This is a genomic window from Streptomyces sp. URMC 129 (assembly GCF_051386415.1).
Taxonomy (GTDB): domain Bacteria; phylum Actinomycetota; class Actinomycetes; order Streptomycetales; family Streptomycetaceae; genus Streptomyces.
Genome location: NZ_JBPQTQ010000001.1, coordinates 93,733 through 116,669, shown reverse-complemented (window position 1 = coordinate 116,669; position 22,937 = coordinate 93,733). Strand labels below are relative to the sequence as shown.

The following is a 22,937-nucleotide window of genomic DNA, read 5'->3' as shown; positions in this document are numbered from 1 at the left end:
CGAGCACGCTGAGCCGATCGACCCACCTGCCACGCTACTTCCGATCGCGGAGGCCCACGCAACACCTTGGAAGGAGCACTCTCTTGACCGATCCGGACTCCCCGTCCGCGACAGCACTCCGTGCGGCGTTGGCCCGCAGACTTTCCGAGCAGGGACACATCCGTTCCGCCGCGTGGAGGAGGGCGGTGGAGGCGGTGCCACGGCACGTCTTCGTTCCGCACTTCTATCAACAGGTCGGCCGGGACTGGGAGAAGACCGCTGAGGGCGATCCAGGGCACCTGGCGACGGTGTACGAGGACCGCGCGCTGACCACGCAGGTCACGGAGGCCGTGCCGACCTCCTCGTCCAGTCAGCCGAGTCTGATGCTCCGGATGCTCGAAGCCCTGGACGTGGCGGCGGGGCATCGGGTGATCGAGATCGGCACCGGGACCGGGTACAACGCCGCGCTGCTGAGTGAGCGGCTGGGCAGTGACCACGTGACCACGGTGGAGGTGGACCGCTTGCTTGCCGAACTCGCGGAGGCACGGCTGCGTGCGTGCGGTTACGGTCCCACCGTGGTCGCGGCGGACGGCAGGGGCGGGCCATGCGGCCGGGGCGCCGTACGACCGCCTCATCGCGACCTGTGGGTTCAGCGTGCTGCCGCGCTCGTGGGTCGCGCAGGTGCGTCCGGCGGGGATCATCGTCTGCCCGCTCGGGTGGGGGAACGCCCGCCTCGTGGTCCGTGGTGACGGTGTCGCCGAAGGCCGCTTCCTCACCGGCGGTTCCTGCTTCATGGGCGTACGGGAGGAAGGAGGCACGGGAAGCATTCCCTACCCGGGCGAGCCCTCGTCCCCCGCCTGCACGAAGTCCACGGTCGACCCGGCCGTGCTCAGCGACCCCGATGTCGCCTTCGTGCTGTCGTTGGCGCTGCCGGAAACGGCACACGCCCTGGAACTGGATGAGTCGGGCCGGATGACTGGATGCCGGCTGTGGGCACGCGACGGCTCATCGGCGTACCTCGACCGGGGCCGGGTCGCTCAGGCGGGGCCCCGGCGCCTCTGGGACACGGTGGAGAAGGCGCTGGCCTGGTTCGAGAGCAACGCATGTCCGCCCCGCGACCGGTTCGGTGTCACAGTCACCCCGGACGCACAGCACTTCTGGCTCGACGAACCGGCACGGCTCGTGCCGCAGAACTGACCAACGCCCCGCGCAGGGGCAACGGCCTCGCGCGGGGCGTTGTCGCCGTACGTCCCGGAGTCGGACATCGGCTTCAGGCCGGGAAAGTCCCGCTCTTCACAGCGGTCACGAATCCGCTCCAGTCATGCGCCGGGAAGACCAGAGCGGGACCGGCGGGAGCCTTGGAGTCGCGGATCGGTATCGCACCGAGGGGGGTGAAGCTGCGGGAGAACTCCAGGCAGAGCCCGCCGTCGCCCTCGCTGTACGACGACTTGACCCATTCAGCCATGGAGAGATCGAGGCCGGCGTTCATGATCGGTACTCCTTCGACAGGGACTTGATGAAGGCAAGGGATTCGACCGGGGACAACGCATGTGCTCTGATCCGATCATAGTCATCCTGGGCTTTTCCTACTGTCTTCGGCTGGTCGTACAGCCTGCCGCCCCGAGGGCCGTCCGAAAACAGCACGGTGGGCGCATCGTCGAATGACAGCAGGGCTATCGGTCGCATCAGCCCGACCGGGGCCCCTGCGGCGTAGGGCAGCACCTGGAGGTCGACATGCCACTGGGTGACCGCAGCCAGCAGAAAATCAAGCTGCTCTGCCAGTACATCGGGTCCGCCGACCGCCGTGCGCAGTGCTGCCTCGTGGAGCACGCTCCACAGAGCCGGTGAGCGGGGAGCGTCGAAGATCTCGCGGCGGCGCAGCCGAGCAGCGACTTTGGCTTCGATTATGTCTGCGTCCGCTCTCGGGTGAGCTGCGCGGAAGATTGCGCGCGCGTATCTCTCGGTTTGGAGAAGTCCGCAGATGACACTAGGTGAGAAGTCCAGTTTCCGTGATGCTTTCCGCTCCATCTGGACGTACGGCACGAACCACGCCGGGTGGTCGCTCTCCTCGATCCGGTGCCGAAGGCGCTCGAAGAGGCCGCTCGTTCCGAAGACCAAGTCGCAGCCCCGGACGAACTTCTCGCTGGGCACGATCTGCCCGCCCTCCACCTTGCTGACATAAGCCTCCGAGTAACCGGTGCCCTGGGCCAACTGCTTCTGCGTCAGCTTCCGTCCCTCGCGGACCTGACGGACCTCGAATCCGAAGCCCTGGAGCAGGGTCAGGTTCTTGGGGGGCGCATCCTCCTCCATGTATCTGACCTCCCTCGATGCGCCTGGCGGTGCGGCGGCCTCCGCCCTGTGGGGGTTGAGATCGCCCGATCAAGCCGCACCGGACTCTACCCGTTGCGTGTTGATCCGGTGACAGTACGAGTACGCAATTCACCCGTCGGAGGATCTTCATGGCCACAGCCGAGTCCCCGCAGCCGCCGGTTCCGCCGGACGACGGGCGGCCGAGTACCGCCGAACTCATCGCTTGCAGCGAGGAGTTGAGCGAGGCGGTCCGTAATGACGCGGGCGGGCTCGTCGTCAGTGGTGCCACGCCTCGCCGTTGACGTTCTGGATCATGCGTTGCAGCACCTTCAGGGTCGTGACGTACTCCTCGTCGGTCACGTTCCGGTGGATCCGGTCCAGGGCGGCCCGGACGGCGGCGGCGGCCTTCGTGCGGACAGACTCGCCCTCGGCCGTCAGGCGGAAGTGGCCGGCGTGCGCGGTGATCAGGCCCGCGTCCGCCAGGGCGTCGATCTCGTCGTGCAACGCCTCGCCCACGTCCAGGTAGCCGTGGAGGACCGCGTACAACTCCTCTCTGGTGCGGCCCGCTTCGCCGGCGGTGGACAACTGGCCGAGCACCCACCAGCGCGGCTGCGTCAGGCTGGACTCGGCCAGGGCGGCGCGGATGTGGGTGACGACCGCCTTGTGGGCCGCCCAGCTCCAGTAGCCGATGGGCTGGTGGGGGAGATCGGCGTCGCTGTGGGAATAGGTGTAGGTGTCCATGCGCGCCACGCTAGGAGTTCAAGCATGGTTGAGGTCAAGACCGCACGATCTTGATGTCCCAGCCGCCCGTCACCGTCCGCTCGCCCACCTCGATCCGCACCCCGGCGTCCGCGTCGTAGTAGCTCTCGCCCGTCTCCAGTGGCGCGTCGGCCAGGCTGGGGTTGACCGAGGCCGCGTGGCAGGCGCTGGTGTCCGGGTGGCCGTCGAGGACTTCGATCGGGCCCTCGGCCGACGGCACGTCGCTGCGCACCCGGTACAGCAGCACACCGCGTGTGCACGTCGTCGCGTCGTTGCCGATGGGGGTGCGGGCCTCGGCCACCAGGGCCTCGGCCGGGCCGGTGCGGATCACGGCCAGGCGCGTGTCGGACTCGGGGCTCTCCGGATCCAGGGGGGCGCCCAGGGGTTGCAGGGTGTGGTGCGTGGTTCCCGGGGAGCGCACGCAGTCCACGTGCCCCGGCCGAAGCCAGCCAAGCTTCCACTTGTGCCAGCCGAACAGCTCAGGGGCGAGCCCGAATTGGCTTCCCATGAGGTCCCAGTCACCCACGTGCGTGTCCCAGTCGCCGAATCCCCGCTCCGGTCGGTTGTAGAGGTCGGGCAGATCGAAAACGTGCCCGGTCTCATGTGCCAGGACGTTCCGGTCGGGGTCGCGGCGTTCGAAGACGGTGACGATGCGTCGGATCTCGTCGTCCCCGATCCGGACGGGCTTGTCGAAGTTGACGACCTTGGTGGCGTCGGAGTCCACCCCGGGCGCGTCGGGGTCGGCGACCAGGTAGACGACGTCGTAGGCGCCGAGGTCGACCCGTGACGAGACCACCTTGAGCGCGTCGCGCACGTATGCGGAGCGCAGGGCGACGTCCCAGTCGCGCCGTATTCCGTAGTCCCGCGAATCCCTGGGCATCTTCAGCCACTCGGACACCACGTGCGTCCGCAGATCGAGCCGTCCGTAGGAGGCGGCGCGGAAGTAGTCGGCGGTCGCGGGGAAGTAGTCGGCGGCGATCCGCCGCGGCGTGAGCTCGGGCTCGGCGTCCGGGAAGGAGAGGAAGAGCATGACCGCCCGCAGCTCGCCGACGGGGCGCGGGTACTCCTCGTTCCAGGTGTCCACGCCCTCGGAGTGGTGGATCGCGGAGCGCGGCAGGCTGCACGGCTCGTCCGCGATCGCCTCGTCGCCCGGGCCGGCGGTGAGGGTGCTGCCGAGCAGGGCGGCCAGCGCGGTGAGCACGGCCGCGGGCCGGCGGTGGGCACGACGCACATCGACCTCCGATCGGCCTTACGGGAACGCCGATCACCACTCTGTTCGCAAATGCCGGATTACGACCTGTTTCAGTAGGCCGCCCGGGTCATGGGCAATACGATTACCCTGCGTATTCTTCAGTCGGGAACGGTCGGTAAGGCCCAGGCGCCGAGCAGAAACGATCAGCTTGTCGAAAATTTGTCGGAAGCACACATTTCAGGTTCCGAGACAGGCCCGACGGGCACTGGCTCAGCCCACGTCGCAGCCTCTATGATCGCCACATTTCCAGCGCGGATACGCCAAGCGGGCAGCCAGGGGAGCGCCCGACAGCACCATCGGGAGCGATCGGTGAACGGACCCCACAACGGACCGGGGCATGACCCCGGAAGCGCCCTCCATGCGACTCCATCAGCCTTTACGGAGAGTGAGCTTCTCGCGGACTATCGAGCCGCCTTCCAGATCGCCCAGCTGCCCATGGCGCTGGTCGGCAGATCGGGACAGATCCTGATCGCCAACCCGGCCTTCGGGCTGCTGCTGGGCATCCCGCCCGAGCGGCTGGCCGGCGTCCGCGCGGACGCCGTGACCGGGCTCGGCCTCGACGGCCGCACGCGCGGCTCGTACCACGCGGTGTTGCGCGGCCACAGCGAGCGCATGCGCTGCACGCGCCGCCTCAAGCACGCCGACGGGCACACGCTCTGGGCGGAGGTGACCGTGCTGCCGACCCGCTGCGAGGACTCGGCGGCGCTGCTGACCGTCCTCGACATCAGCGAGCGCCGCGACCTCCAGGAGCGGCTGCGCCACATCCAGATGCACGACCCCGTCACCCGGCTGCCGAACCGCGCGCTGTTCTTCGAACGGCTCACCAGCGCGCTCGCGGACTCGGCCACCGGACGCATCGGGCTCTGCTACCTCGACCTCGACGGCTTCAAGGCCATCAACGACACCCTCGGCCACCGCGTCGGCGACCAGCTCCTCAGCTCCGCCGCCCAGCGCCTGGCCCACTGCGCCACGGGCGCGGGCGGGCACCTGGTGGCGCGGCTCGGCGGCGACGAGTTCGCCGTGCTGGTCGAGGGCTCCACGGGCACCGAGCAGCTCACCCGCCTCGCGGAGAAGATGCTCAACGCCCTTCAGCGGCCCTTCGACCTGTGCGGGCAGCGGCTCGCGGTCTCGGCCAGCATCGGCGTGGTGGAGCGGGAGTGCGCGAGCACGACGGCCACCGGGCTGATGCAGGCCGCGGACACGACGCTGTACTGGGCGAAGGCGGACGGCAAGGCCCGCTGGACGCTGTTCGACCCCGAGCGCAACGCCCACCGCATGACCCGGCAGTCGCTGTCCGCGACGCTGCGCCGGGGCGTGGAGCGCGGCGAGTTCACGCTGGAGTACCAGCCGATCGTCGGGCTCGCGGACGACATCGTGCGCGGCGCGGAGGCCCTGGTGCGCTGGCGCCACCCGCAGTTCGGCACGCTCGGCCCGGACCGCTTCATCGGCCTGGCGGAGGAGAACGGCGCGATCGTGCCGCTCGGGCGCTGGGCGCTGGCGGAGGCGTGCCGCCAGGCGCGGCGCTGGCAGCTCGAACACCCGGAGCGTCCGCTGTTCGTCAGCGTCAACGTGGCGGTCCGTCAGGTCTGGGACTCGGACCTGGTGAGCGATGTGGCGGGCGCGCTGCGGGACTCGGGGCTGCCGTCGGGGCTGCTGCAACTGGAGCTGACCGAGTCGGCGGTGATGGGCTCGGCGGGCAGGCCGTTGCAGGCGCTCCAGGACCTGTCGGACATGGGCGTGCGGATCGCGATCGACGACTTCGGCACGGGGTACTCCAACCTCGCCTACCTGAGCCGGCTTCCGGTGCGGGCGCTGAAGCTGGACGGGACGTTCGTGCGCGGCTTCCGCACCGCCCGTCACCTCAATCCGGCCGATGAGACGATCGTCACATCGCTGGTGCAGCTCGCCCACAAGCTCGGACTGACCGTCACGGCCGAGTGCGTCGAGGGTCCGGCGCAGGCCGAACGGCTGCGGCGCATCGGCTGCGACACCGGCCAGGGATGGCACTACGCCCGGCCGATGCCCGCCGACCACATGGCCGCGCTGCTCGCCGGACGGACCTGACGGACCTGACGGACCGGCGGGGAGGCGGGCAGCGCCAGGGCACTCGACGCGCGGACCGCTCTGCCGGAATACTGCCGGGCCATGGCGATCTCGGCTGAGAACATCAGCATCGACCGATTCGAACGTCTGCTCGCGGACGAGTCGGTACCGCTCGTGCACCGCGCCCTGTGGCTGCTGCTGTGGGAGAGCGACGTGCGGGTGCTCGACCTGCTGGCACTGGACGTGGCGGACGTGGACCGGACCGGCGTCGCGGGCGAACGCGCCGCCGGTCTGCTCACGCGCCTCATAGGCGACCGCACGGCGGGCCCGCTGCTCGCGGTCGGCCCGCGTGCCCTGACGTGGGACCAGGCGGTCCGCACGGCGGCGGGCCTCGGCCACGCGGTCCACGCCTTCCGCACCAGCGGTCGCCGCCACCGCCGCACGACGGACGCCTGACCGGGGCCCGGACCCCTCCTCCGGACACCGCCGCCGGTCCGCCGGTCCGCCGGTCGGCCGGTGGGGCGTGGTGATCCAGCCGGAGCCGGGGCCTCCTCGGGGTGGACGAGATCGGCCGGTTCCGCCGCGAGCGGGACGGTGGGGGCGAGGCGGCGGAGGCGGATCGCGTGGGGTCGGCGCTGGATATCGGTGCCGTGGTCCGCGATGAACCGGGCCAGGGCGCGGGCCTCGCCGGGCTCGACGGTGGCCGCGGCGACGGCGGTGGCCAGCAGCACGCCGGGGGCACCGCCGAGGACATCGGGCCGGGCGGCCAGGACCGGGCCGAGGAGCGGGATGTCCGCCCGGTCGAGGGCGGCGAAGGCGTGCCCGGTGGGTGGCCTCCTGGTCGGTGAGGACCGCGTAGGCCCGGCCGGGCAGTAGCCGCCTGCGCGGATCAGGCCGGTCGCCCGCGCCGGCTCGTCCGCCGCCAGCCGGCCCGGCCGGAGCAGCAGCCCGGAGCACGCTGCCGCCGATGCCCGGCAGCACCTACACCGGATGTCTGCGCGCGCCACGACTCCCCCTCCACGGCTCTCCCTGGCGCGATCACGCCACCATCACCGGCCGCCGTACCGGCGGTGACGGAATCGATACAGACGGCCGGTGCCCCTCGTGCGGGTGACTGTGTGGGGTCGCGTGATCGCCTACCGTGTGCCCCGTCCGTCAGTTGAAGGAGAGGCATCACCGTGCGACCTGTCGTCACCGTGCTCGCGGCCGGGACCCTCGCGCTCGCCGCTGTCCCCGGGCCCGCCCACGCCGCCAACGGGCGGCTCGTCATCAACGGGACGGAGCACCTCTCGCCCAGCGGCTGCTACACCGACACCGGGTCGTCCCCGATGCGCGTGCTCAACGACATGGACCACCCGGCGGTCATCCACGAGTCGGTGAACTGCGCGGGCGCCGTCGACATGGTGATCCAGCCCGGCGAGTACCGGGTCACCGACCAGGGGAAGAGCGTCTTCGTCGAAGTGCCGGAGGAGGAGGACCCGGAGGAGGCCGAGGAGCCGGAGTCGGGGGGCGCCGGCTGAAGCGTGTCGCGGAAGCCGGGAGAGGCGCCGTTCCGGCCGTGGGCGAAGGCGGCGGTGCCAGCCCCTCGGGTGCCGATCCGGCGTGGCTGTCGGCCTGCTCCCGAAGGCGTCCCGGAAGGGCGTCGACGGCCATCGGGCGGTTCTGCGACGCGGTCCTGGGTCCGTCTCGTCCATGGGGGCGTCCGGGCGGGGTGCGGCGGGGCGCGCGCAGATCGGTGGGGGAGGCTCTGGGCCGGGTCCTGGGGCCGGTTCGGCAGCAACGCCGTCTCGCCCTCGCCGGGGCCCCGGTCGAGCGTGGTGCCCGGGCAGCCGCACAGGGCGGGCCCATCCGCCGGTGCGCCCGCACGGCGGCGGGTGGGCGACCGCGCGGTCCGGCAGAGCCCTGTCGATGCCCTGGCCCCGGAACGTCCGGGGTCAAGGAGTCGTCCAGCGGTGTGCGGGCGGTCACATCGGGCGCTTCCGCATCCGACGCGACGGCGGCACCAAGAAGGGGGCCCCGTCCGGCTTTCGCCGGGCGGGGCGCCCTTGTCGCTGTGCGCCGCCAGGGACTCGAACCCCGGACCCGCTGATTAAGAGTCAGCTGCTCTAACCAACTGAGCTAGCGGCGCCTGCTGACGTCGTAGACCTTAGCACCCCGATCCGACGGAACAAAAATCGGTTCGCGAGTCCCTAGGAACGGCGCCGTTGCAGCTCACGGCCGTACTCGATCATCTTCAGCGCGTAGTCCTCGGTCCACCCCGCGCGATCCGCGATCGCCGCCGCCGGGAGGCTGTCGAACCGCCGCGGGTCGGCGAGCTGGGCCGCGGCGATCGCCTGGAACTCCACGGAACGGTCGGCCGCCGCCTGGAAGGCCACGGCCAGCTCCGTCGCGCGGCCGAGCAGCTCGTGCGGGTCGGTGATCGTCTCCAGGGCGAAGAAGTGCTCCTCGTCCGCCTGCCCGGCCGGCGGTTCGAAGAACAGCGGGGCCGGGCGGTGGTAGCGGCGGGGAGGCTCGTCGGGCGCGGGCATCGGACGGTCAGCCTCCAAGGTTCGGCGCGTGGGCGTCGCGCTGCGCCGGACCATTCTGCCGTGCCAGCTCCAGCGGACGGGCGCTGCCGCGCGCCGCGATGACGGTCGGGCCCAGGGACGGCGCCGGGATCGCGTCGTGCTCGGTGCCCGGCGCGGGCCGGTCCAGCGCGTACCGGACGCGGATCCGGTTCGACAGCCGCAGCAGCGGGCGCGCCAGCAGCAGTCCGGCCGTCATGACCGCGACGCCGGCGAGGGCGTCGATGAAGTAGTGGTTCGCGGTGCCCATCACCACCATCGTGGTTATCAGCGGATACCCCACGGCCAGGGTGCGCATGAGCGGCGTGCGCGCTCCGTAGTGCCACAGTGCCACTCCGCACCACACCGACCAGCCGACGTGCAGACTCGGCATCGCCGCGTACTGGTTCGTGAGATCGCCCATGCCGCTGGGCGCGCTCGCTTCACCGGCCCACCACCCGTAGCCGCTGTACTGCGCCAGGCTGTCGACGAACCCGTGTGTGCCGGGCAGCAGTCGGGGCGGGCTCGTCGGCATCAGCGTGAACCCGACCAGCCCGAGCAGCGTCGAGGCCAGCAGCCAGGTGCGCATCAGCCGGTAGTGCAGCGGGCGGCGCCGGAACAGCCAGACCAGGATGGCCGGTGTGACCAGGTAGTGCAGCGACGCGTAGGCGAAGCTGGACGGGATGCCGAGCCACGCCTCCTGCGTGAACAGCTCGTTGAGCGGCTCCTCGGCGCTCAGCCAGAGGGTCTTCTCCAGCCGCAGGATGGCGAGCCCGTTGGCGACAGCCGTCTCGACGTCGCCCCGGGCCATGAGCCGGGCGGCCGAGTAGGCCCCGTACACGACCACGATCAGTAGCAGCTCGGTCCACCAGCGCGGCCGGTCTCGGGGCATGGTCGTCAGACTCCAGGTTCACATCGTCGTCGGCTGTCCTATCGGCTGGGGCCAGCCGGGGGTTGGTCGCATCCCACCGTAAGGCGAAGTCCGGGGGAACAGACGCCGGGGAGCCTCTTTCGGTTGCGTGCGGGATGATGAGTGATACGTGTGACAAACGAGAGGACCCTCATGCCCGCGTGCACCCTGCTGATCCGGCACGGACGAACCGCCTGGTCGGTGGCCGGGCGCCACACCGGACTCACGGACGTGCCGCTGCTGGACGAGGGCAGGTCCCAGGCGAAGGTGCTGGGCGCGCGCCTGCACCAGGCGCCGTGGAACGGGCTGCCGGACGCCGAGATCCGCACCAGTCCGCTGTCCCGGGCCAGGGACACCTGTGAACTGGCCGGATTCGGCGACCGCGCCACGACCTGGGACGCGCTGCGCGAGTGGGACTACGGCGACGTGGAGGGCCTGACCACCGCGGAGATCTCCGAACGGCACGGCGGGCCATGGGTGATCTGGCGCGACGGCGTGACCGGCGGCGAGACCCTGGAACACCTCTCCGCGCGCGCCGACGAGGTCGTCGCCTGGGCGCACGAGGCGCACGCGGCCGACCGGAACACGGTGGTCTTCGCGCACGGCCACATCCTGCGCGCGGTGGCGGCCCGCTGGCTCGGCCTCGACGTCCGGTTCGCCGCCCGGCTGCGCCTGGACGCGGCGGCGCTGTCGGCGCTGAGCTGGTCCTACGGCGAGCCCGCCATCGAGCGGTGGAACGACACCGGGCACCTGGACTCCGGGCAGCCGGGCGCCTGACGCCCGCCGCCGCGCGGGCCCCCGCGCGGGCCGCCGCCGCGCGGCTCGTCGTTCACGCGCTCAGGGTCCGCACCGAGAACGTCGGCAGCACCGGCACCGCGGGCGCCCGGTACGCGCGCCTGCGGTCGAGGAACGAGGCCACCGTCGCGTCCCCGCCCAGCGGACGCAGGCGCCGCGCCGTGCGGTCGAGCAGGGACGTGACCCGGGTCGAGCGCACCTGGTGGAGCCCGTCCAGCGCCCGGTTGCCGAACGCCGCCGCCTCCTCCGGCTCGCCGCAGGCCACCAGGTACTGCGCGAGCAGCGCCGCGTACAGCGTGGTGTTGCGCGCGAAGTGCGGATCGCTCCCGGCCTCCGTCACCGCCCGCCGCTGGCAGGCGCTCGCGCGGGCCCAGTCGCCCAGCATCGCCCAGCAACCCGCCTCGTGGCCCGCGAACTCGGCGTCGCCGAAGAACGACATCCACTCCGGATCGGCGTCCGCGGCGCCCCGTTCGTAGCGGGTGCGGGCGCGGTCCAGCGCCTCCTGGGCGCCGGTCCGGTCGCCCAGCCCGGCCCAGCCGGCGGCCTCCCGCAGCGCGAGCAGCGCCAGCAGCCGGTCGGAGCCGAGGTGGCGCGCCGCGTGCTGCCCGGCCTGCGCGGAGCGCACGGCCTCGCGGTGGTGGCCGGCGTCGCGGGCGAGGAAGGAGGCGTTGCAGAACGCGTGCGCCTCCAGTGCCGGGTCGCCGCTGATCCGGGCGGTAGCCAGGGCCTCGGCGTAGTGGGAGCGGGCGTGGTCGGGGCGGCCGGAGTCGTGGGCCAGCCAGCCCACCGAGATGGCCAGCTCCCCGGCCGCCGCGTGGAGTTGATCGCTCACACGCTGGCGCACGGCGCCGGTGCCGAGCAGGGCGAAGGCCGCCTGGAGGGTGTCGCGGGCGGGCCGGTACAGCGCGTCGGCGCCGTGGCGGTCGTCGAGCAGACGGATGTCGCGGACGGCTCGCCGCAGGGCGGCGGCCTCCGTTCCGCCGGGGCGCGCGGCCCCGGCGGAGGCGGGGAGCGACCCCAGAGCGGTCAGGGACGCGACGGCGGCCGGGCCGCCGGTCATGAACGCGCGACGCAGCACGTCGCCCTCCTCCGTGAAGTCCGTGTGGTCCGTCTCGGGTGTCCGAGGTGGGCCGGGTGTGGTGCGGTCGCCCCGCGGCGGCCTGCGCCGGCGGACGACCTGCCGGGCCTCGAAGCCGAGATCGGTCAGCGTGTACCCCGGGAACATATGAAGGAATACCCGTTCATAGGCGTAATTAGGGCACCTGATCTCACCCGCTTCGACGCGACCGATGTACCGGGCGTCGCAGCAGACCCGTTCACCGATCTCCCGCCCCGCGCGCCGGACGTCGGCGGCGAATTCGCCCTGCGACTTCGCGCCGCGGAGCTGACGGAAGACGTGGTTGAGGACCGGGGGATGGCCGTCCGGCCGGGACGCGGATGATGACGTCGCCATGGGCGGAAGGTACCCGCTGTGAACAGTCGACTACCGTGCGTTTTCCCTGTAAACAGGACATTCTGCCCGCGATCTGCCATGAACTGCCACCCTTTGCGGCAGTTCTGGGCCGTAGCCGTTGACAGGAGTCGCGCGTTGAACAACGCACCCGACAGTCGAACGAGGAGGATCCCATGGATACCGGCGAAGCGGAGCCCTGCGATCTCGTCACCGTTCCCGCCCGGCAGGGCCTGGAAGCCGTCGACATCCTGCGTCTGCGCCACGACGTGGGCCCCGTTCTGCACGACCGGGAGGGCGACACTCTCGGTTTCATCGTCCCGCCCGGCACCGCGCAGGGCTGGGACCTCCCGGGCAGCGCCTGCATCCAGACCTTCGGCGGGTCCGGGTGCGGTGCCCAGCCGCCGGTCACCGGCAGCGGCTGGCTCGTGCCGCCGGGCGGCACCGCCGCCGAGGCCACCGAGCCGGAACGTCTGCGCGCGGCCCTCAGCGAGGCCGTCCGCCTGCTCGCGGTCGTGGACCGCTGCGAGCCGCGCTGACGAGGCACCCCGCACGGTCACGACCCGGCGCGCCCTCCGCCACACTGGGGAGGTGGCGAGGAACAGGCAGCGGCGCGCGGGCGGCGCCGGAGGCGGGCGGGAGACCGTGGCCGAGCCCGTGGGCGGCGGCCTGGCCCGGCTCACGCCCGACCCGGACCGCGCGGACGGCTGGGAGCTGTCGCTCGACGGGGCGCCGCAGTCCCATGTGGACCTCGCCGAGCCCACCCGCCTCGCGTTCGCCTACCAGCGGCGGCTCGGCCACCTCGCCGACCTGGCCGCCCCGCCCTGGCAGCCGGTCAACGCGCTGCACCTGGGCGGCGGCGGGCTCACCCTCGCCCGCTACATCGCCGTGACCCGGCCCCGCTCCACGCAGCAGGTGGCCGAGCCCGACGAGCGCCTGACCGCGCTCGTCCGCCGCGCGCTGCCGCTGCCGCACGGCGCCCGCGTCCGGGTCCGCGCCGCCGACGCGCGGGAGATGCTCGGCCGCGTCCCGGACGGCTGGGCCGATCTGATCATCTCTGACGTCTTCGACGGCACCCGCACGCCCGCCCACTGCACCAGCGCCGAGTTCCTGGACGAGGCGCGCCGGGTGCTGCGGCCCGGCGGCTGGTACGCGGCCAACCTGACGGACGGGCCGCCGCTCGCGCACCTGCGCGGCCAGGTGGCCACCGCGCTCAGCCGCTTCGCCGCCGCCGGTCTGGCCGCCGACCCGGCGGTGCTGCGCGGCCGGCGGTTCGGCAACGGCATCCTGTGCGCCCGCGACGCCGCGCTGCCCGCCGACGAGCTGACCCGCCGCTTCGCCCGCGACCCGCACGCGGCGCGGCTGCTCACCGGGCGGGAACTGGCCGACTTTACGGCGGGCGCCCCGGTGGTGACCGACACCACGGCCGTCGCCTCCCCACTCCCACCGGCGGGCACGTTCGGCTAGGGCGCGGCGGGCGCGGTGCCGCCCGGTGCGGTCCCCGTTCACATCGGGTATTCCTGGGTCCTCGTCCAGCCGCCGCCCGGCTTCAGCCCGACCTCGTAGGCGAGCGCCTCGCCCGTCGCGTCGAAGGTGATGTGCCGTATTTCGGCCACCGCGGCCGGCTCGTCGAGACGGAGCACCTCCCGCTCCTCCGGTGTCGCCAGCCGCGCCGTCCAGGTGTCGCGGCCGGTGTGCGGCTTCCTTCCCGTCTGCAACTCGATGTAGCGCGTGGTGCCTTCACGGATCCGTTCCCGCACCAGCAGGCGCGGGCAGTGGACCAGGATCCAGACGGGGAACCAGGAGCAGGACATCGACCGCGGCCGGTCGCCGGTGAACCGCAGCCGGTGCCGCCGCGCGACCCGGTCCCCGGTGGCGATGCCCAGCGCCGTCGCCACGTCCTCCGGCGCGTGCACCTCCTCCGCGGCCAGTATCTCGGCGTGCTCCCCGGCGGTGTACGCGTAGCCCGTCTCGCGCGCGGTGCGGTACCGCTCGCCCGCCGTGCGGGCCAGGAGCGTCCGGTCCCTGACGAACGTCCCGTGATCCTGCCGCGTGTCGACCAGCCCCTCGACCTTCAGCACGCCGATGGCCCGTTCGGCCGTTGCCTTCGCGACGCTCCAGTGATCCGAGATCTCCGGAACGGACGGCAGCGGATCGCCGGCGGCCAGGGTTCCCCGGACGATCTGGCCGCGTAACTCCCAGGCGATCTGTTCGTACTTCGGCAGAGCCACTTCGCTCCTCCTCCGGCTGGCAGGGCAACGGGTCCACCGGGGAGCGTCGCAGCGGCCGGGTACCTGGTCAAGCGCCAGTAACTCCTCAGTGGACAGGGGCAGTTGACACTGGCAAGAGAAAATCCGGCCGAAGGTGCCGGCGCGCGCCCGCCACGCGCCCAGCCCGCGCACACCCCCTCACCCGGCGTGCGCCCGAACAGCAGACCACGCGCGATGAAACACCCGTCGAGGTGCGGTCGCAGTTGGCGAAAGGCATCCCCCGCGCCCGCCGGCGCGGTCTAGTGTCCGTGTCATGGTTGTTCGGCACCTCTGTGAGCCCGGGGACTTGGACATCCTCCGGCCGCTGCCCGGCCGCCCGGCCGCCGCGCAGCGGGTGAGCGCCGTCGCCGCCACGGACGGCCTGGACCGGGTGGCGGTGGCCACCGCCGCGCCCTGGTTCCCCGGCTTCGGTGAGCTGCTGGTGCTCGAACCCGGCTCCGGCCGGCCGCCGGAGCGGGTGACCCTGGCCCGCCGGGTTCCGGGGGCCGTGGTGCGGGACCTGGTGCTCAGCCGGGGCGGGGCCGCGCTGACGGTGTCGCTCGGCGGGAACGACGAGCAGCAGCTCGGGGAGGTCGTGCACTGGGAGGCCGGCGAACGCTGGCGCCGCCTGGTCAACCGCCCGCTCTGGGCGGGCTACGGCGACCCCGGCGGCATCCGGCTCGCGGTCAGCGGCGACGGGCGGGTGGTCGCCGGCTGCGACCAGGACAGCCGGACCGTCGTCGCCTGGGCGGCGGCGGACGGACGCCAGGTCGCCGAGCCGGCCGGGGCGGCCGGCGGCAGCGAGGCCGTCGCCCTCGACGCGGACGGCTCCCGGCTCGCGTTCCGGCTGTGCCGCTCCTGGGAGCGGGCGCAGGACGGCGCCGTCGCCGTGCTGGACACCGCGAGCGGCGGCATGACGGTCCACGCCACCGGCCTCGACTGGTGCTCCGGGCTGGTCTTCGCCCCCGGGGGCCGCTCGCTGGCGGCGGTCGGCACAGTGGCGGGGGCCGCCGCCGGGGTCGTCGTGGACCTGGGGACGGGGGAGCGGACCGGACGGGCACTGGCCGCGCTGCCGGGGGAGGCATGGCAGCAGCTCGTCCGGCCGGTGTGGGGGGAGAACGGGCCACGGGCCGCCGTACGGGCGGGGCGGACCGTGACCGTGTGGGACCTGAAGGACGGCGAACGGCTGCTCTCCGTCCCCGACCTGGGCCGTTCCACGGCCTGGGCGCTCACTCCCGACGGCCGTGCGCTGGTCGTCGCGACCACTGCCGAGGTGCGCGCCTACCACCTCGGCTGACAGCAAGGACCGGCCCGTGACCACCACCGATCTGTTCCGTCTCCTCGACTCCCGCCCCAGTGAAGCCGGTTGGCGCGACCTGTGCGCGCTGCTCGAACGGCTCGACGACCGGCGGCTCGCCGCCGTCACCCCGCGCGTGCTGCGCTGGCCGGCGGGCCAGCGGCCGATGCCCGACCACTGGTGGGCCCAGTGGGTCGCGGGCGACGTCCGCCCCTACCACGCCCTCGCCGGCACCCGCCGCCTCGGGCGGCTCGACCACGTGGAGACCGGGACCGTGCCGGTGGCCGCCGAGGACGACTTCACGGAGGAGATCGTCGACGAACTCCTCGCCGAACTCCTCCACGGCACCGGGTACGTCGCCTCGGGCGACGGCCGCGCGGGCCCCGGCGGCGCGGACGGTACCGGCGGTCCGGACGGCCCCGGCGCCGGCCGGGGCGCGTACTTCTACAACGGCGCCAGCGCCGTCGGCGCCCCGCCCGGCCTGCGCTGGCTCGCCCTGGCCGCCGCCGCCGAATGGCACCACAGCGGCGGCGACATCGTCCGCTGGGACACCACCCGCGACGCCCCGCTCGGCTGGTACCTCAGCGGCGGCGAGCACCGCGACGAGGCGTACGACCTGCACGTCAGCCCGGACGGCCGGACGGTGGTGACGGCCGTCGAGGGGCGCTGGCACGCCTGGTCGGCGCGGACCGGCGAGCCGCTGTGGGAGGTCGTCCCCGACCGCGGCCGGGACCTCAGCCTCAGCCGCGACGACCTCGTGCGGTTCGCGTTCTCCGGGGACGGGCAGCGGCTGGCCGTCGGCACCGGCAGCTCCGACGTCGTCGCCGTCCTCGACGCCACAACCGGCGGGACGCTGCTGCGCGTTCCCGACGCGCGCGACGCGTTCGGCCCGGTGGCCCTCGACTGGCGCGGGCACGTGCTCGCGCACGCCGGCCCGGCCGGGCGCGTGGTGCTGCGCGACGTGGCCACCGGTGCCGTGCTGGCGACCGCCGAGACCGGGCTGACCTCGGTGGGCGCGCTGGCCCTCGCGCCGGACGGCAGCGGCCTGTTCGCGGTGGGCGGCGCGGTCGGCGGCTCCCCCGAGGGCGCCGGGCTGGCCACGGCGGCGCGACCGGCCGCGCGGCTGTTCGCCCTTCGCCCGCGGCCCGGCGGACTGGCGGTCAGCGCCGGGGAGTTGCTGCGGCCCACCGGCTTCACCGAGGGCCTCGACGCCGACTCGCCCACCGCCGCCGTCACCACGCGGGCCATCTGGACGGCGGCGGGCCCGTTCGCCTTCATCGGCGCGGACTTCGGCTCCGTGCTGTTCGACGGGCGCGGCCAGACGCTGTGGGCCGACCCGGCGAGCGCGCTGGCCGCGTTCACCCCGGACGGGCGGGCCCTGGTCGTCGTGCAGGAGGACATCGACGCCTGGTTCCTCGACGGCCTGGCCCGGCCCGACGACGCGGCGCCACCGCCGCCCGCGCGGGAGTGCCCCGGACAGGTGCTGCTCACCGGGCTGCCCGCGTCCCTGGCCGGCGGCGCGGCGGGCGAGGCGCCCGCGGGCGGCGAACTGCCGTGCTCGCACTGGTCGGTGACCGTCGCCGCCATCGCGGACGACGCCCGCGCCCTCGCGTTCTGCGCCAAGCTCGACCGGCGCTCGGCCGACCGCCCGCAGGTGCTGTGCCGCTGGCCGGAGGCCGGTGCCCCGCCCGAGGTGTCCCTGCTGCCCGCCGTCGAGGGCGCCGCGTACGTCGCCGACCTCCTCTTCGGACCGCGCGGCGACGTCCTGGCCCGCGCGCTGCTGGGGGAGGAGCCCTGTCTCGTCCTCACCGACGTGGCCACCGGCCGCACCCGCTGGCGCCACCCGCTGCCGCCCGCCGCGCCGCACGGCCGCGACCGGCTGCGCCTGGCGTTCAGCGCCGACGGCTCCCGGCTGGCGCTCGCCGCGCACACCGTGGGCCGGGTGGTCGTCGTGGACGCCGCGACAGGAGAAACGATCCGCGAGATCACCGAGCCCGCCCGCCACCCCGAGCACTGGCGGCGACCGCGCGTCGACATGGCGGCGCTGGACACGGCGGGCGAACGCGTGGCGTTCGGCGCCCGCGACGACCTCAGCCGCGTCACCGTCCGCGACGTCGCCACCGGCAAGACGCTGCTGCGGGCCGAGCCCGCGCGGCTGCGGCAGATCACCGGGCTGGCGTTCGCGCCGGACGGCACGCGGCTGGCCGTCGCCGGTTCCACGGACGACGGGCACGCCGCGCTGTGGACGCTGCCGCTGGCCGGGGACCGGGAGGTCCCGCCGGTCGCGCCGCGGATCGCGGTCCGCGACCTGTCGATGCACGATCAGCCGGACGGCACGCTGGTGTGGTCGGCGGTCTCAGGCGGCCCGAGGGCGTACTTCCCCGGCAGCCACGGCTGGGGCGCCGTGTGGGACGCGGCGACGGGCGCGGTGCTGGCGCACATGCCGTTCGGCAGGGCGGACGGCGGGGTGGCGCTCGCGCCGGACGGGCGGGCGCTGGTCACGGTCACGCAGTACGGGGCGCGGCGCTGGCCGCTGTAGTACGTCACGGGCTGGGTGCGCGGGGGGCGCGGCGCTCACGAGCACCAGAAGAGGAAGCAGCCGCCGTCGTCGTCATCGTCGTCCTCGGTCGGGGACGGCGACGGCGCGTCGGTGGGCGACGGCTCGCCGGGGCTGGGGGAGGGGCTCTCGCCGGGGTCCGGCCCGGAGGGCGACGCGGAAGGCGACTCGCCGCCGGGCGGGGTCTCGACCGCGCCGCTCTCGTCCACGGTCGGCCGGGCCTCGTCCTCGTCCTCCCGGTTCCCCCGCTCGTCCTCGTCGTTCTTGTCCCCGTCCTCCTCCGCCGCGTCCCCGGTGGGCTCCGCCGTGCCGCCGGGCGAGGACGGCAGCGCCACGGACCCGTCGGTGCCCGCCCCGCCGTCGCCGTCGCCCTCGTCCCCGGCGGCACCGGACGGATCGGGCGACTCGGCGGCGCCGGTGTCCTGTTCGGGGTCGAGGGACGGCACCAGGGAGGGCATCACGACGTCGCCCACCTCGGAGACGGCGAGGCCGAGCACGGCGAGGCCGAGCAGGGTGGCGGCGAGGTAGCGGCGGCCGGTGCGGCGGACCACGGCGTGCTTCCCCGCGCCGCCCGCCGCCGCGACGGGCTCGTCGTCGTCCTCGTCCTCGGCGTCGTACGCGTCGTCGGACGGCTCCGGTGCGTCCCGGTCGCCGGCGAGGTCGTAGGTCCCGATGACGGCCGTCGCGGGCCCGTCGTCGTCCGCCACCGCGTAGGCGTCCTCCGGGTGGAGTCCGCCGCCGGCCGCGGGCGCGACCGCGGCCCCGGGGAGGAGGGCGGGATGGGCGGGGTGGTCGTCGGCGTAGGCGTAGTCGCCGGGGTAGTCCCCGGCGTGGTCGGCGGGGTGCGGACCGGCCGCGGGATACGGGTCCGCGGGGGTGTGGCCGCCGACGGGCGCGTAGCCGGGCCCGGCGTGGCCGTAGCCGTGCCAGCCGTAGAGCTCCACGGTCCGGTGATCGGCGGCGGGGTAAGGAACCAGGTCGGCGCCGGTGCCGGTGCCGTAGGCGGTGCCGTCGTGCCCCTCGGCCGGGGGGTGGTCGTCGTCCCGCTGATCGGCCGGGGCGTGGGCCGTCTCCGGTTCGCTGGGGGCCGGGGCGTACACGCGGTCGGCGTAGACGACGGGGCGGTCGTCCTGCGGCCCCGCGCCCGCGTCGTCCCCGCCGTCCGCCCGCTGCCCGTCCGCGTACGGTCCCGTCCCGGAATCGGGGAGCTCGACGGGCACCAGGGGCGCGGACCAGGGGGCCGAGGCGCCGCAACCGGGGCATATGAGCGCACCGTTGAGGTGCCTCTGGCATGTTACGCAGTAGTGCATTGGCTCCTCGATCCGCACCGACGGGGACAGTTGTTGAGGGTGGCGAACACCTTAGCGGCGGGCGTCTTTCCGGCATCCTCCCGTCCACAGAAGACTTCGGCGCCCGGCGGTGGCGGGCTATTCTGCCCTGCCCGCCGCGGCCTGTCGTACCCGGCCACTACCCTTGGTCCCCATGTGCGGACGGTATGCGGCGAGCCGGCGGCCCGAGGACCTGGTGGGGCTGTTCGACATCGAGCGGTGGGAGCCGGCCGAGGCTCTCCCCGCCGACTGGAACGTGGCGCCCACCAAGGAGGTGTACGCCGTCCTCGACCGCCCGGTCAAAGAGCAGGGGCCGACCCCTGTCCGCCAGCTCCGCGTGCTGCGCTGGGGACTGGTGCCCTCGTGGGCGAAGTCGCCGGACACGGGCGTCAAGATGATCAACGCGCGGGCGGAGACCGTGCACGAGAAGCCCGCCTACCGCCGCCCCTTCACCTCGCGCCGCTGCCTGCTCCCCGCCGACGGGTACTACGAGTGGGCCACCGGTGCCGGGGAGCGCGAGGAGGAGGTGAAGGGGAAGCGGAAGCGGCCCCGCAAACGGCCGTACTTCGTGACGCCCGCCGACGGCTCCGTGATGGCGCTGGCCGGGCTGTTCGAGTTCTGGCGCGACAGCACCCTCCCCGACGACCACCCCCGGGCCTGGTGGGCGACGTGCGCGGTGATCACCACCGAGGCCGAGACCGCCCCGCTCCCCGGCCTCGACGCCGGGGCACCGGACGGGCGCGGTCCGCGCTCGCTCTCCGACATCCACCCGCGCATGCCGCTGGCCCTCCCGCCCGAGCGCTGGGACGCCTGGCTGGACCCGCGCCGTTCCGACCCCGAGGAGATACGGACCCTGCTCGCGCCGCCGCCCCCCGGCCGGTTCCGGGCGTACCCGGTGCCGCTCGCGGTGAGCAACGTGCGGAACAACGGGCCGGAGCTGGTCACGGAGCTGCCCGCGCCCGAGGAGGAGACCCTGTTCTAGGGGTTCAGGGGGAAGTGCTAGGGGTTCAGGGGGAATGCGACGCCGGGTGCGGGTGTTCTCACGGGCGACAGGCACTGGTAGAGGAGATCGCCCGATGGGTTCCATCGCATGCCCCCCGCGTCCGGCGGACCGCACCCTCCGTCGGACGGCGGCCCAGGTGGACTGGGCGACGTTGCGGCTGGCCGCCGAGCGGTCGTCCCGACCGGCCACCGGGCCCGGTCGTCGTCTATCCTCCGAAGCGGATGAGCCCGTGGGCGGGCTCCTGACCCTTGCGGAGGAGGTGGGTCCGGTCACCGGGACGGACGAGGGGACGCACGAGGAGACCGATGCCGAGCGCAACGCGCGCTTCGAGCGCGACGCGCTGGGCTATCTGGACCAGATGTACTCCGCCGCCCTGCGGATGACCCGCAATCCGGCGGACGCCGAGGACCTGGTGCAGGAGACGTATGCCAAGGCGTACGGATCGTTCCACCAGTTCCGCCAGGGCACCAACCTCAAGGCGTGGATGTACCGCATCCTCACCAACACCTTCATCAACTCCTACCGCAAGAAGCAGCGGGAGCCGCAGCGCAGCGCGGCCGAGGACATCGAGGACTGGCAGCTCGCGCGCGCCGAGTCGCACATGTCCACCGGGCTGCGGTCGGCCGAGTCCCAGGCGCTGGACCACCTGCCCGACTCCGACGTGAAGCAGGCCCTCCAGGCGATCCCCGAGGAGTTCCGCATCGCCGTCTACCTGGCGGATGTCGAGGGGTTTGCGTACAAGGAGATCGCGGACATCATGGGTACCCCGATCGGTACGGTGATGTCCCGGCTGCACCGCGGCCGTCGGCAGCTTCGCGACATGCTCGCGGATTACGCGCGCGAGCGCGGCCTCGTCCCGGCCGGGTCCCAGGAAGGCTCAGGATCATGAGTGGTGAACAGTCGCACCCGAAGGACTGCTCCGAGGTCCTGAACCGGCTGTACGAGTACCTGGACCGCGAGATGCCGGACGGCGACTGCGCGAAGTTCCAGGAGCACATCGACGAGTGCTCTCCGTGTCTGGAGAAGTACGGGCTGGAGCAGTCGGTGAAGAAGCTCGTGAAGCGCTGCTGCGGCCACGACGAGGTACCGGCCGACCTGCGGGCCAAGGTGCTGGGACGGATCGACATGATCCGCGCCGGGGAGGCCGCAGCCGCCCCGGCTCCGGCCCCCGCCCAGGGCGCCGAGCGCCCCGCCGACGGCTAGCGGCGCCGCTTCTCACGGTGGTCCCGTGCGCACGCACCGCGCACGGGGCCACCGTTTTTCGTCCCGCTGGTCGTCCGCCGTCTCGCGCGTGGCGTCCGGCTGTCCCATCCTGTGAGCAGGCACCTGTCCGCCCATGGTTGGATGCGGTCCGGGACGGACAGGAGAAGTGTGAAGTGCACGCTACCAAGCGGGAATCAGGCAGGACATCGTGAGGATCTTCGGCAGGGTCCGACAGCGGCCGTCCACGGACTGGCGGCTGGCCACCAACCGGGCGTTCACCCTCATCGACGACGGCCGCTACGACGACGCGGACGCGCTCCTGACGCGTGCCGCCGACCTGGAGCCGTGGCTGTCGGAGTCCTGGTTCAACCTGGCCCTGCTGCACAAGTTCCGGCACGACTGGGAGCTGGCGCGCTCGGCCGGGCTGCGGGCCGTCGCCCTGCTGGAGAAGGACGCCAACGCCCCCGACTGGTGGAACGTGGGGATCGCGGCCACCGCCCTCCAGGACTGGCCGCTGGCGCGCCGCGCCTGGCAGGCGTACGGGCTGCCGGTGCCCGGCGCCCCCTCGGTCACGGACGAGCCGCTGGGCATGGAGCTGGGCGGCGCCGCCGTCCGGCTCTCGCCCGAGGGCGAGGCCGAGGTGGTGTGGGGCCGGCGGCTCGATCCGGCCAGGATCGAGGTGCAGAACATCCCGCTGCCCTCCTCCGGGCGGCGCTGGGGCGAGGTGGTGCTGCACGACGGCGTGCCGCGCGGCGAGCGGACGACGACGAGCGGCGGCGTCGCCTCGGTCTACCCGGTCTTCGACGAGATCGAGCTGTGGGCGCCGTCGGCGGTCCCCACCTGGGTGGTGCTGATCGAGGCCGCCACCGAGGCCGACCGGGACGCGCTGGAGCGGCTGGCGGCCGACGCCGGGTACGCGGCGGAGGACTGGTCGTCGTCCGTGCGGCTGCTGTGCCGGGCGTGTTCCGAGAGCCGGATGCCCAGCGAGGAGGGCGACGGCATGGCGCTGCACGACCCGCACGACCACAGCGCGCCGGGAGCCCCCGGGCCGCTGGGGCACACGGGCGCCGGTGCGAGCGGGCTGTGGTCGCCCGAGCGCGAGTGCGGGCTGGCCGCGCCGGGCTCGCTGGTGCGCGGGCTGCTGGACGGCTGGGTCGCGGACAGCCCCGACACCAGAGATTGGCGGGATCTCGAAGAGGTCTGCTGAGGCCCGACGGGTCGCCCTCGCGCGGGTCGTAAGCTGTACGGATCACGCGGAG

24 protein-coding genes and 1 tRNA gene are annotated in these 22,937 nt (G+C 73.5%); 15 read left to right on the top strand and 10 right to left on the bottom strand.

What is annotated here, in order from left to right:
* Positions 1 to 83: 83 nt before the first annotated feature.
* Together ACSNOC_RS00525 and ACSNOC_RS00520 are read left to right on the top strand one after the other, a co-directional pair.
* Positions 84 to 728 carry an rRNA adenine N-6-methyltransferase family protein gene (locus ACSNOC_RS00525; RefSeq protein WP_436745161.1) on the top strand — a complete coding sequence of 215 codons (645 nt, stop codon included), beginning with the start codon at positions 84 to 86 and terminating at the stop codon, positions 726 to 728.
* A complete protein-coding gene (locus ACSNOC_RS00520) occupies positions 634 to 1,176 on the top strand; it encodes a hypothetical protein (RefSeq protein ID WP_436745160.1) in 543 nt (180 codons plus the stop codon). The genes ACSNOC_RS00525 and ACSNOC_RS00520 overlap by 95 nt, the downstream gene beginning before the upstream one ends.
* Positions 1,177 to 1,249: 73 nt before the next feature.
* On the opposite strand, the gene ACSNOC_RS00515 is transcribed toward ACSNOC_RS00520, so the two are convergent.
* From ACSNOC_RS00515 to ACSNOC_RS00500, 4 genes are all read right to left on the bottom strand, one after another.
* The gene (locus ACSNOC_RS00515; RefSeq protein WP_436745159.1) at positions 1,250 to 1,468 is read right to left on the bottom strand and encodes a DUF397 domain-containing protein; all 219 of its coding nucleotides are present in this window, start codon (positions 1,466 to 1,468) and stop codon (positions 1,250 to 1,252) included.
* Positions 1,465 to 2,289, bottom strand: coding sequence for a helix-turn-helix domain-containing protein (locus tag ACSNOC_RS00510; protein ID WP_436745158.1), 825 nt, complete (start codon positions 2,287 to 2,289; stop codon positions 1,465 to 1,467). The genes ACSNOC_RS00515 and ACSNOC_RS00510 overlap by 4 nt, the downstream gene beginning before the upstream one ends.
* A gap of 276 nt (positions 2,290 to 2,565) precedes the next feature.
* Positions 2,566 to 3,030 carry a MarR family winged helix-turn-helix transcriptional regulator gene (locus tag ACSNOC_RS00505; protein ID WP_436745157.1) on the bottom strand — a complete coding sequence of 155 codons (465 nt, stop codon included), beginning with the start codon at positions 3,028 to 3,030 and terminating at the stop codon, positions 2,566 to 2,568.
* Positions 3,031 to 3,064: 34 nt separating this feature from the next.
* Positions 3,065 to 4,279: a M6 family metalloprotease domain-containing protein gene (locus tag ACSNOC_RS00500; RefSeq protein WP_436745156.1), complete on the bottom strand. Its 1,215-nt coding sequence runs from the start codon at positions 4,277 to 4,279 to the stop codon at positions 3,065 to 3,067.
* Between the two features lie 330 nt (positions 4,280 to 4,609).
* On the opposite strand from ACSNOC_RS00500, the gene ACSNOC_RS00495 reads away from it, so the two are divergent.
* The 4 genes from ACSNOC_RS00495 to ACSNOC_RS00480 all read left to right on the top strand — a co-directional run bounded on the left by ACSNOC_RS00495 (position 4,610) and on the right by ACSNOC_RS00480 (position 7,863).
* The gene (locus tag ACSNOC_RS00495) at positions 4,610 to 6,364 is read left to right on the top strand and encodes a putative bifunctional diguanylate cyclase/phosphodiesterase (protein WP_436745155.1); all 1,755 of its coding nucleotides are present in this window, start codon (positions 4,610 to 4,612) and stop codon (positions 6,362 to 6,364) included.
* 81 nt (positions 6,365 to 6,445) lie between these two features.
* Positions 6,446 to 6,799, top strand: a complete 354-nt coding sequence (locus tag ACSNOC_RS00490) for a hypothetical protein (protein WP_436745154.1) — start codon at positions 6,446 to 6,448, stop codon at positions 6,797 to 6,799.
* 101 nt (positions 6,800 to 6,900) lie between these two features.
* A complete protein-coding gene (locus ACSNOC_RS00485) occupies positions 6,901 to 7,191 on the top strand; it encodes a hypothetical protein (RefSeq protein WP_436745153.1) in 291 nt (96 codons plus the stop codon).
* 330 nt (positions 7,192 to 7,521) lie between these two features.
* Positions 7,522 to 7,863: a hypothetical protein gene (locus ACSNOC_RS00480; protein ID WP_436745152.1), complete on the top strand. Its 342-nt coding sequence runs from the start codon at positions 7,522 to 7,524 to the stop codon at positions 7,861 to 7,863.
* Positions 7,864 to 8,397: 534 nt separating this feature from the next.
* On the opposite strand, the gene ACSNOC_RS00475 is transcribed toward ACSNOC_RS00480, so the two are convergent.
* The 3 genes from ACSNOC_RS00475 to ACSNOC_RS00465 form a co-directional block, all read right to left on the bottom strand.
* Positions 8,398 to 8,471, bottom strand: a tRNA-Lys gene (locus ACSNOC_RS00475).
* Positions 8,472 to 8,532: 61 nt separating this feature from the next.
* On the bottom strand, positions 8,533 to 8,871 hold the full coding sequence (locus ACSNOC_RS00470) for a hypothetical protein (protein WP_436745151.1): 339 nt from the start codon (positions 8,869 to 8,871) through the stop codon (positions 8,533 to 8,535).
* 7 nt (positions 8,872 to 8,878) lie between these two features.
* Positions 8,879 to 9,778 carry a phosphatase PAP2 family protein gene (locus tag ACSNOC_RS00465; protein ID WP_436745150.1) on the bottom strand — a complete coding sequence of 300 codons (900 nt, stop codon included), beginning with the start codon at positions 9,776 to 9,778 and terminating at the stop codon, positions 8,879 to 8,881.
* A gap of 171 nt (positions 9,779 to 9,949) precedes the next feature.
* Here ACSNOC_RS00465 and ACSNOC_RS00460 point away from each other — a divergent pair, with 171 nt between their 5' ends.
* Positions 9,950 to 10,573: a histidine phosphatase family protein gene (locus ACSNOC_RS00460; protein ID WP_436745186.1), complete on the top strand. Its 624-nt coding sequence runs from the start codon at positions 9,950 to 9,952 to the stop codon at positions 10,571 to 10,573.
* A gap of 52 nt (positions 10,574 to 10,625) precedes the next feature.
* Here ACSNOC_RS00460 and ACSNOC_RS00455 read toward each other — a convergent pair whose 3' ends face one another.
* Positions 10,626 to 12,044 (bottom strand): hypothetical protein, encoded by a 1,419-nt coding sequence (locus ACSNOC_RS00455; RefSeq protein WP_436745149.1) that lies wholly within the window; start codon positions 12,042 to 12,044, stop codon positions 10,626 to 10,628.
* Between the two features lie 173 nt (positions 12,045 to 12,217).
* On the opposite strand from ACSNOC_RS00455, the gene ACSNOC_RS00450 reads away from it, so the two are divergent.
* Complete coding sequence (locus ACSNOC_RS00450; RefSeq protein ID WP_436745148.1) at positions 12,218 to 12,580, top strand: hypothetical protein; 363 nt, start codon at positions 12,218 to 12,220, stop codon at positions 12,578 to 12,580.
* A 52-nt stretch (positions 12,581 to 12,632) separates the two neighbouring features.
* Positions 12,633 to 13,508: a spermidine synthase gene (locus ACSNOC_RS00445; RefSeq protein WP_436745147.1), complete on the top strand. Its 876-nt coding sequence runs from the start codon at positions 12,633 to 12,635 to the stop codon at positions 13,506 to 13,508.
* A 38-nt stretch (positions 13,509 to 13,546) separates the two neighbouring features.
* On the opposite strand, the gene ACSNOC_RS00440 is transcribed toward ACSNOC_RS00445, so the two are convergent.
* Entirely contained in the window at positions 13,547 to 14,272 is a 726-nt protein-coding gene (locus ACSNOC_RS00440; protein WP_436745146.1) for a GntR family transcriptional regulator, read from the bottom strand.
* A 292-nt stretch (positions 14,273 to 14,564) separates the two neighbouring features.
* Between ACSNOC_RS00440 and ACSNOC_RS00435 the strand changes: the two genes are divergently transcribed.
* Positions 14,565 to 15,587: a hypothetical protein gene (locus ACSNOC_RS00435; RefSeq protein ID WP_436745145.1), complete on the top strand. Its 1,023-nt coding sequence runs from the start codon at positions 14,565 to 14,567 to the stop codon at positions 15,585 to 15,587.
* A 16-nt stretch (positions 15,588 to 15,603) separates the two neighbouring features.
* Positions 15,604 to 18,126 carry a WD40 repeat domain-containing protein gene (locus tag ACSNOC_RS00430; protein ID WP_436745144.1) on the top strand — a complete coding sequence of 841 codons (2,523 nt, stop codon included), beginning with the start codon at positions 15,604 to 15,606 and terminating at the stop codon, positions 18,124 to 18,126.
* A 35-nt stretch (positions 18,127 to 18,161) separates the two neighbouring features.
* Here the strand turns inward: ACSNOC_RS00430 and ACSNOC_RS00425 are convergent, their stop codons facing one another.
* Positions 18,162 to 19,454, bottom strand: a complete 1,293-nt coding sequence (locus tag ACSNOC_RS00425) for an SCO2400 family protein (protein ID WP_436745143.1) — start codon at positions 19,452 to 19,454, stop codon at positions 18,162 to 18,164.
* A gap of 172 nt (positions 19,455 to 19,626) precedes the next feature.
* On the opposite strand from ACSNOC_RS00425, the gene ACSNOC_RS00420 reads away from it, so the two are divergent.
* From ACSNOC_RS00420 to ACSNOC_RS00405, 4 genes are all read left to right on the top strand, one after another.
* Positions 19,627 to 20,454 carry an SOS response-associated peptidase gene (locus ACSNOC_RS00420; RefSeq protein WP_436745142.1) on the top strand — a complete coding sequence of 276 codons (828 nt, stop codon included), beginning with the start codon at positions 19,627 to 19,629 and terminating at the stop codon, positions 20,452 to 20,454.
* A 280-nt stretch (positions 20,455 to 20,734) separates the two neighbouring features.
* Positions 20,735 to 21,364 carry a sigma-70 family RNA polymerase sigma factor gene (locus ACSNOC_RS00415; RefSeq protein WP_436745185.1) on the top strand — a complete coding sequence of 210 codons (630 nt, stop codon included), beginning with the start codon at positions 20,735 to 20,737 and terminating at the stop codon, positions 21,362 to 21,364.
* On the top strand, positions 21,361 to 21,678 hold the full coding sequence (gene rsrA, locus ACSNOC_RS00410) for a mycothiol system anti-sigma-R factor (RefSeq protein ID WP_436745141.1): 318 nt from the start codon (positions 21,361 to 21,363) through the stop codon (positions 21,676 to 21,678). The genes ACSNOC_RS00415 and rsrA overlap by 4 nt, the downstream gene beginning before the upstream one ends.
* Before the next feature lie 208 nt (positions 21,679 to 21,886).
* Positions 21,887 to 22,885: a tetratricopeptide repeat protein gene (locus ACSNOC_RS00405; protein ID WP_436745140.1), complete on the top strand. Its 999-nt coding sequence runs from the start codon at positions 21,887 to 21,889 to the stop codon at positions 22,883 to 22,885.
* Positions 22,886 to 22,937: the final 52 nt, after the last annotated feature.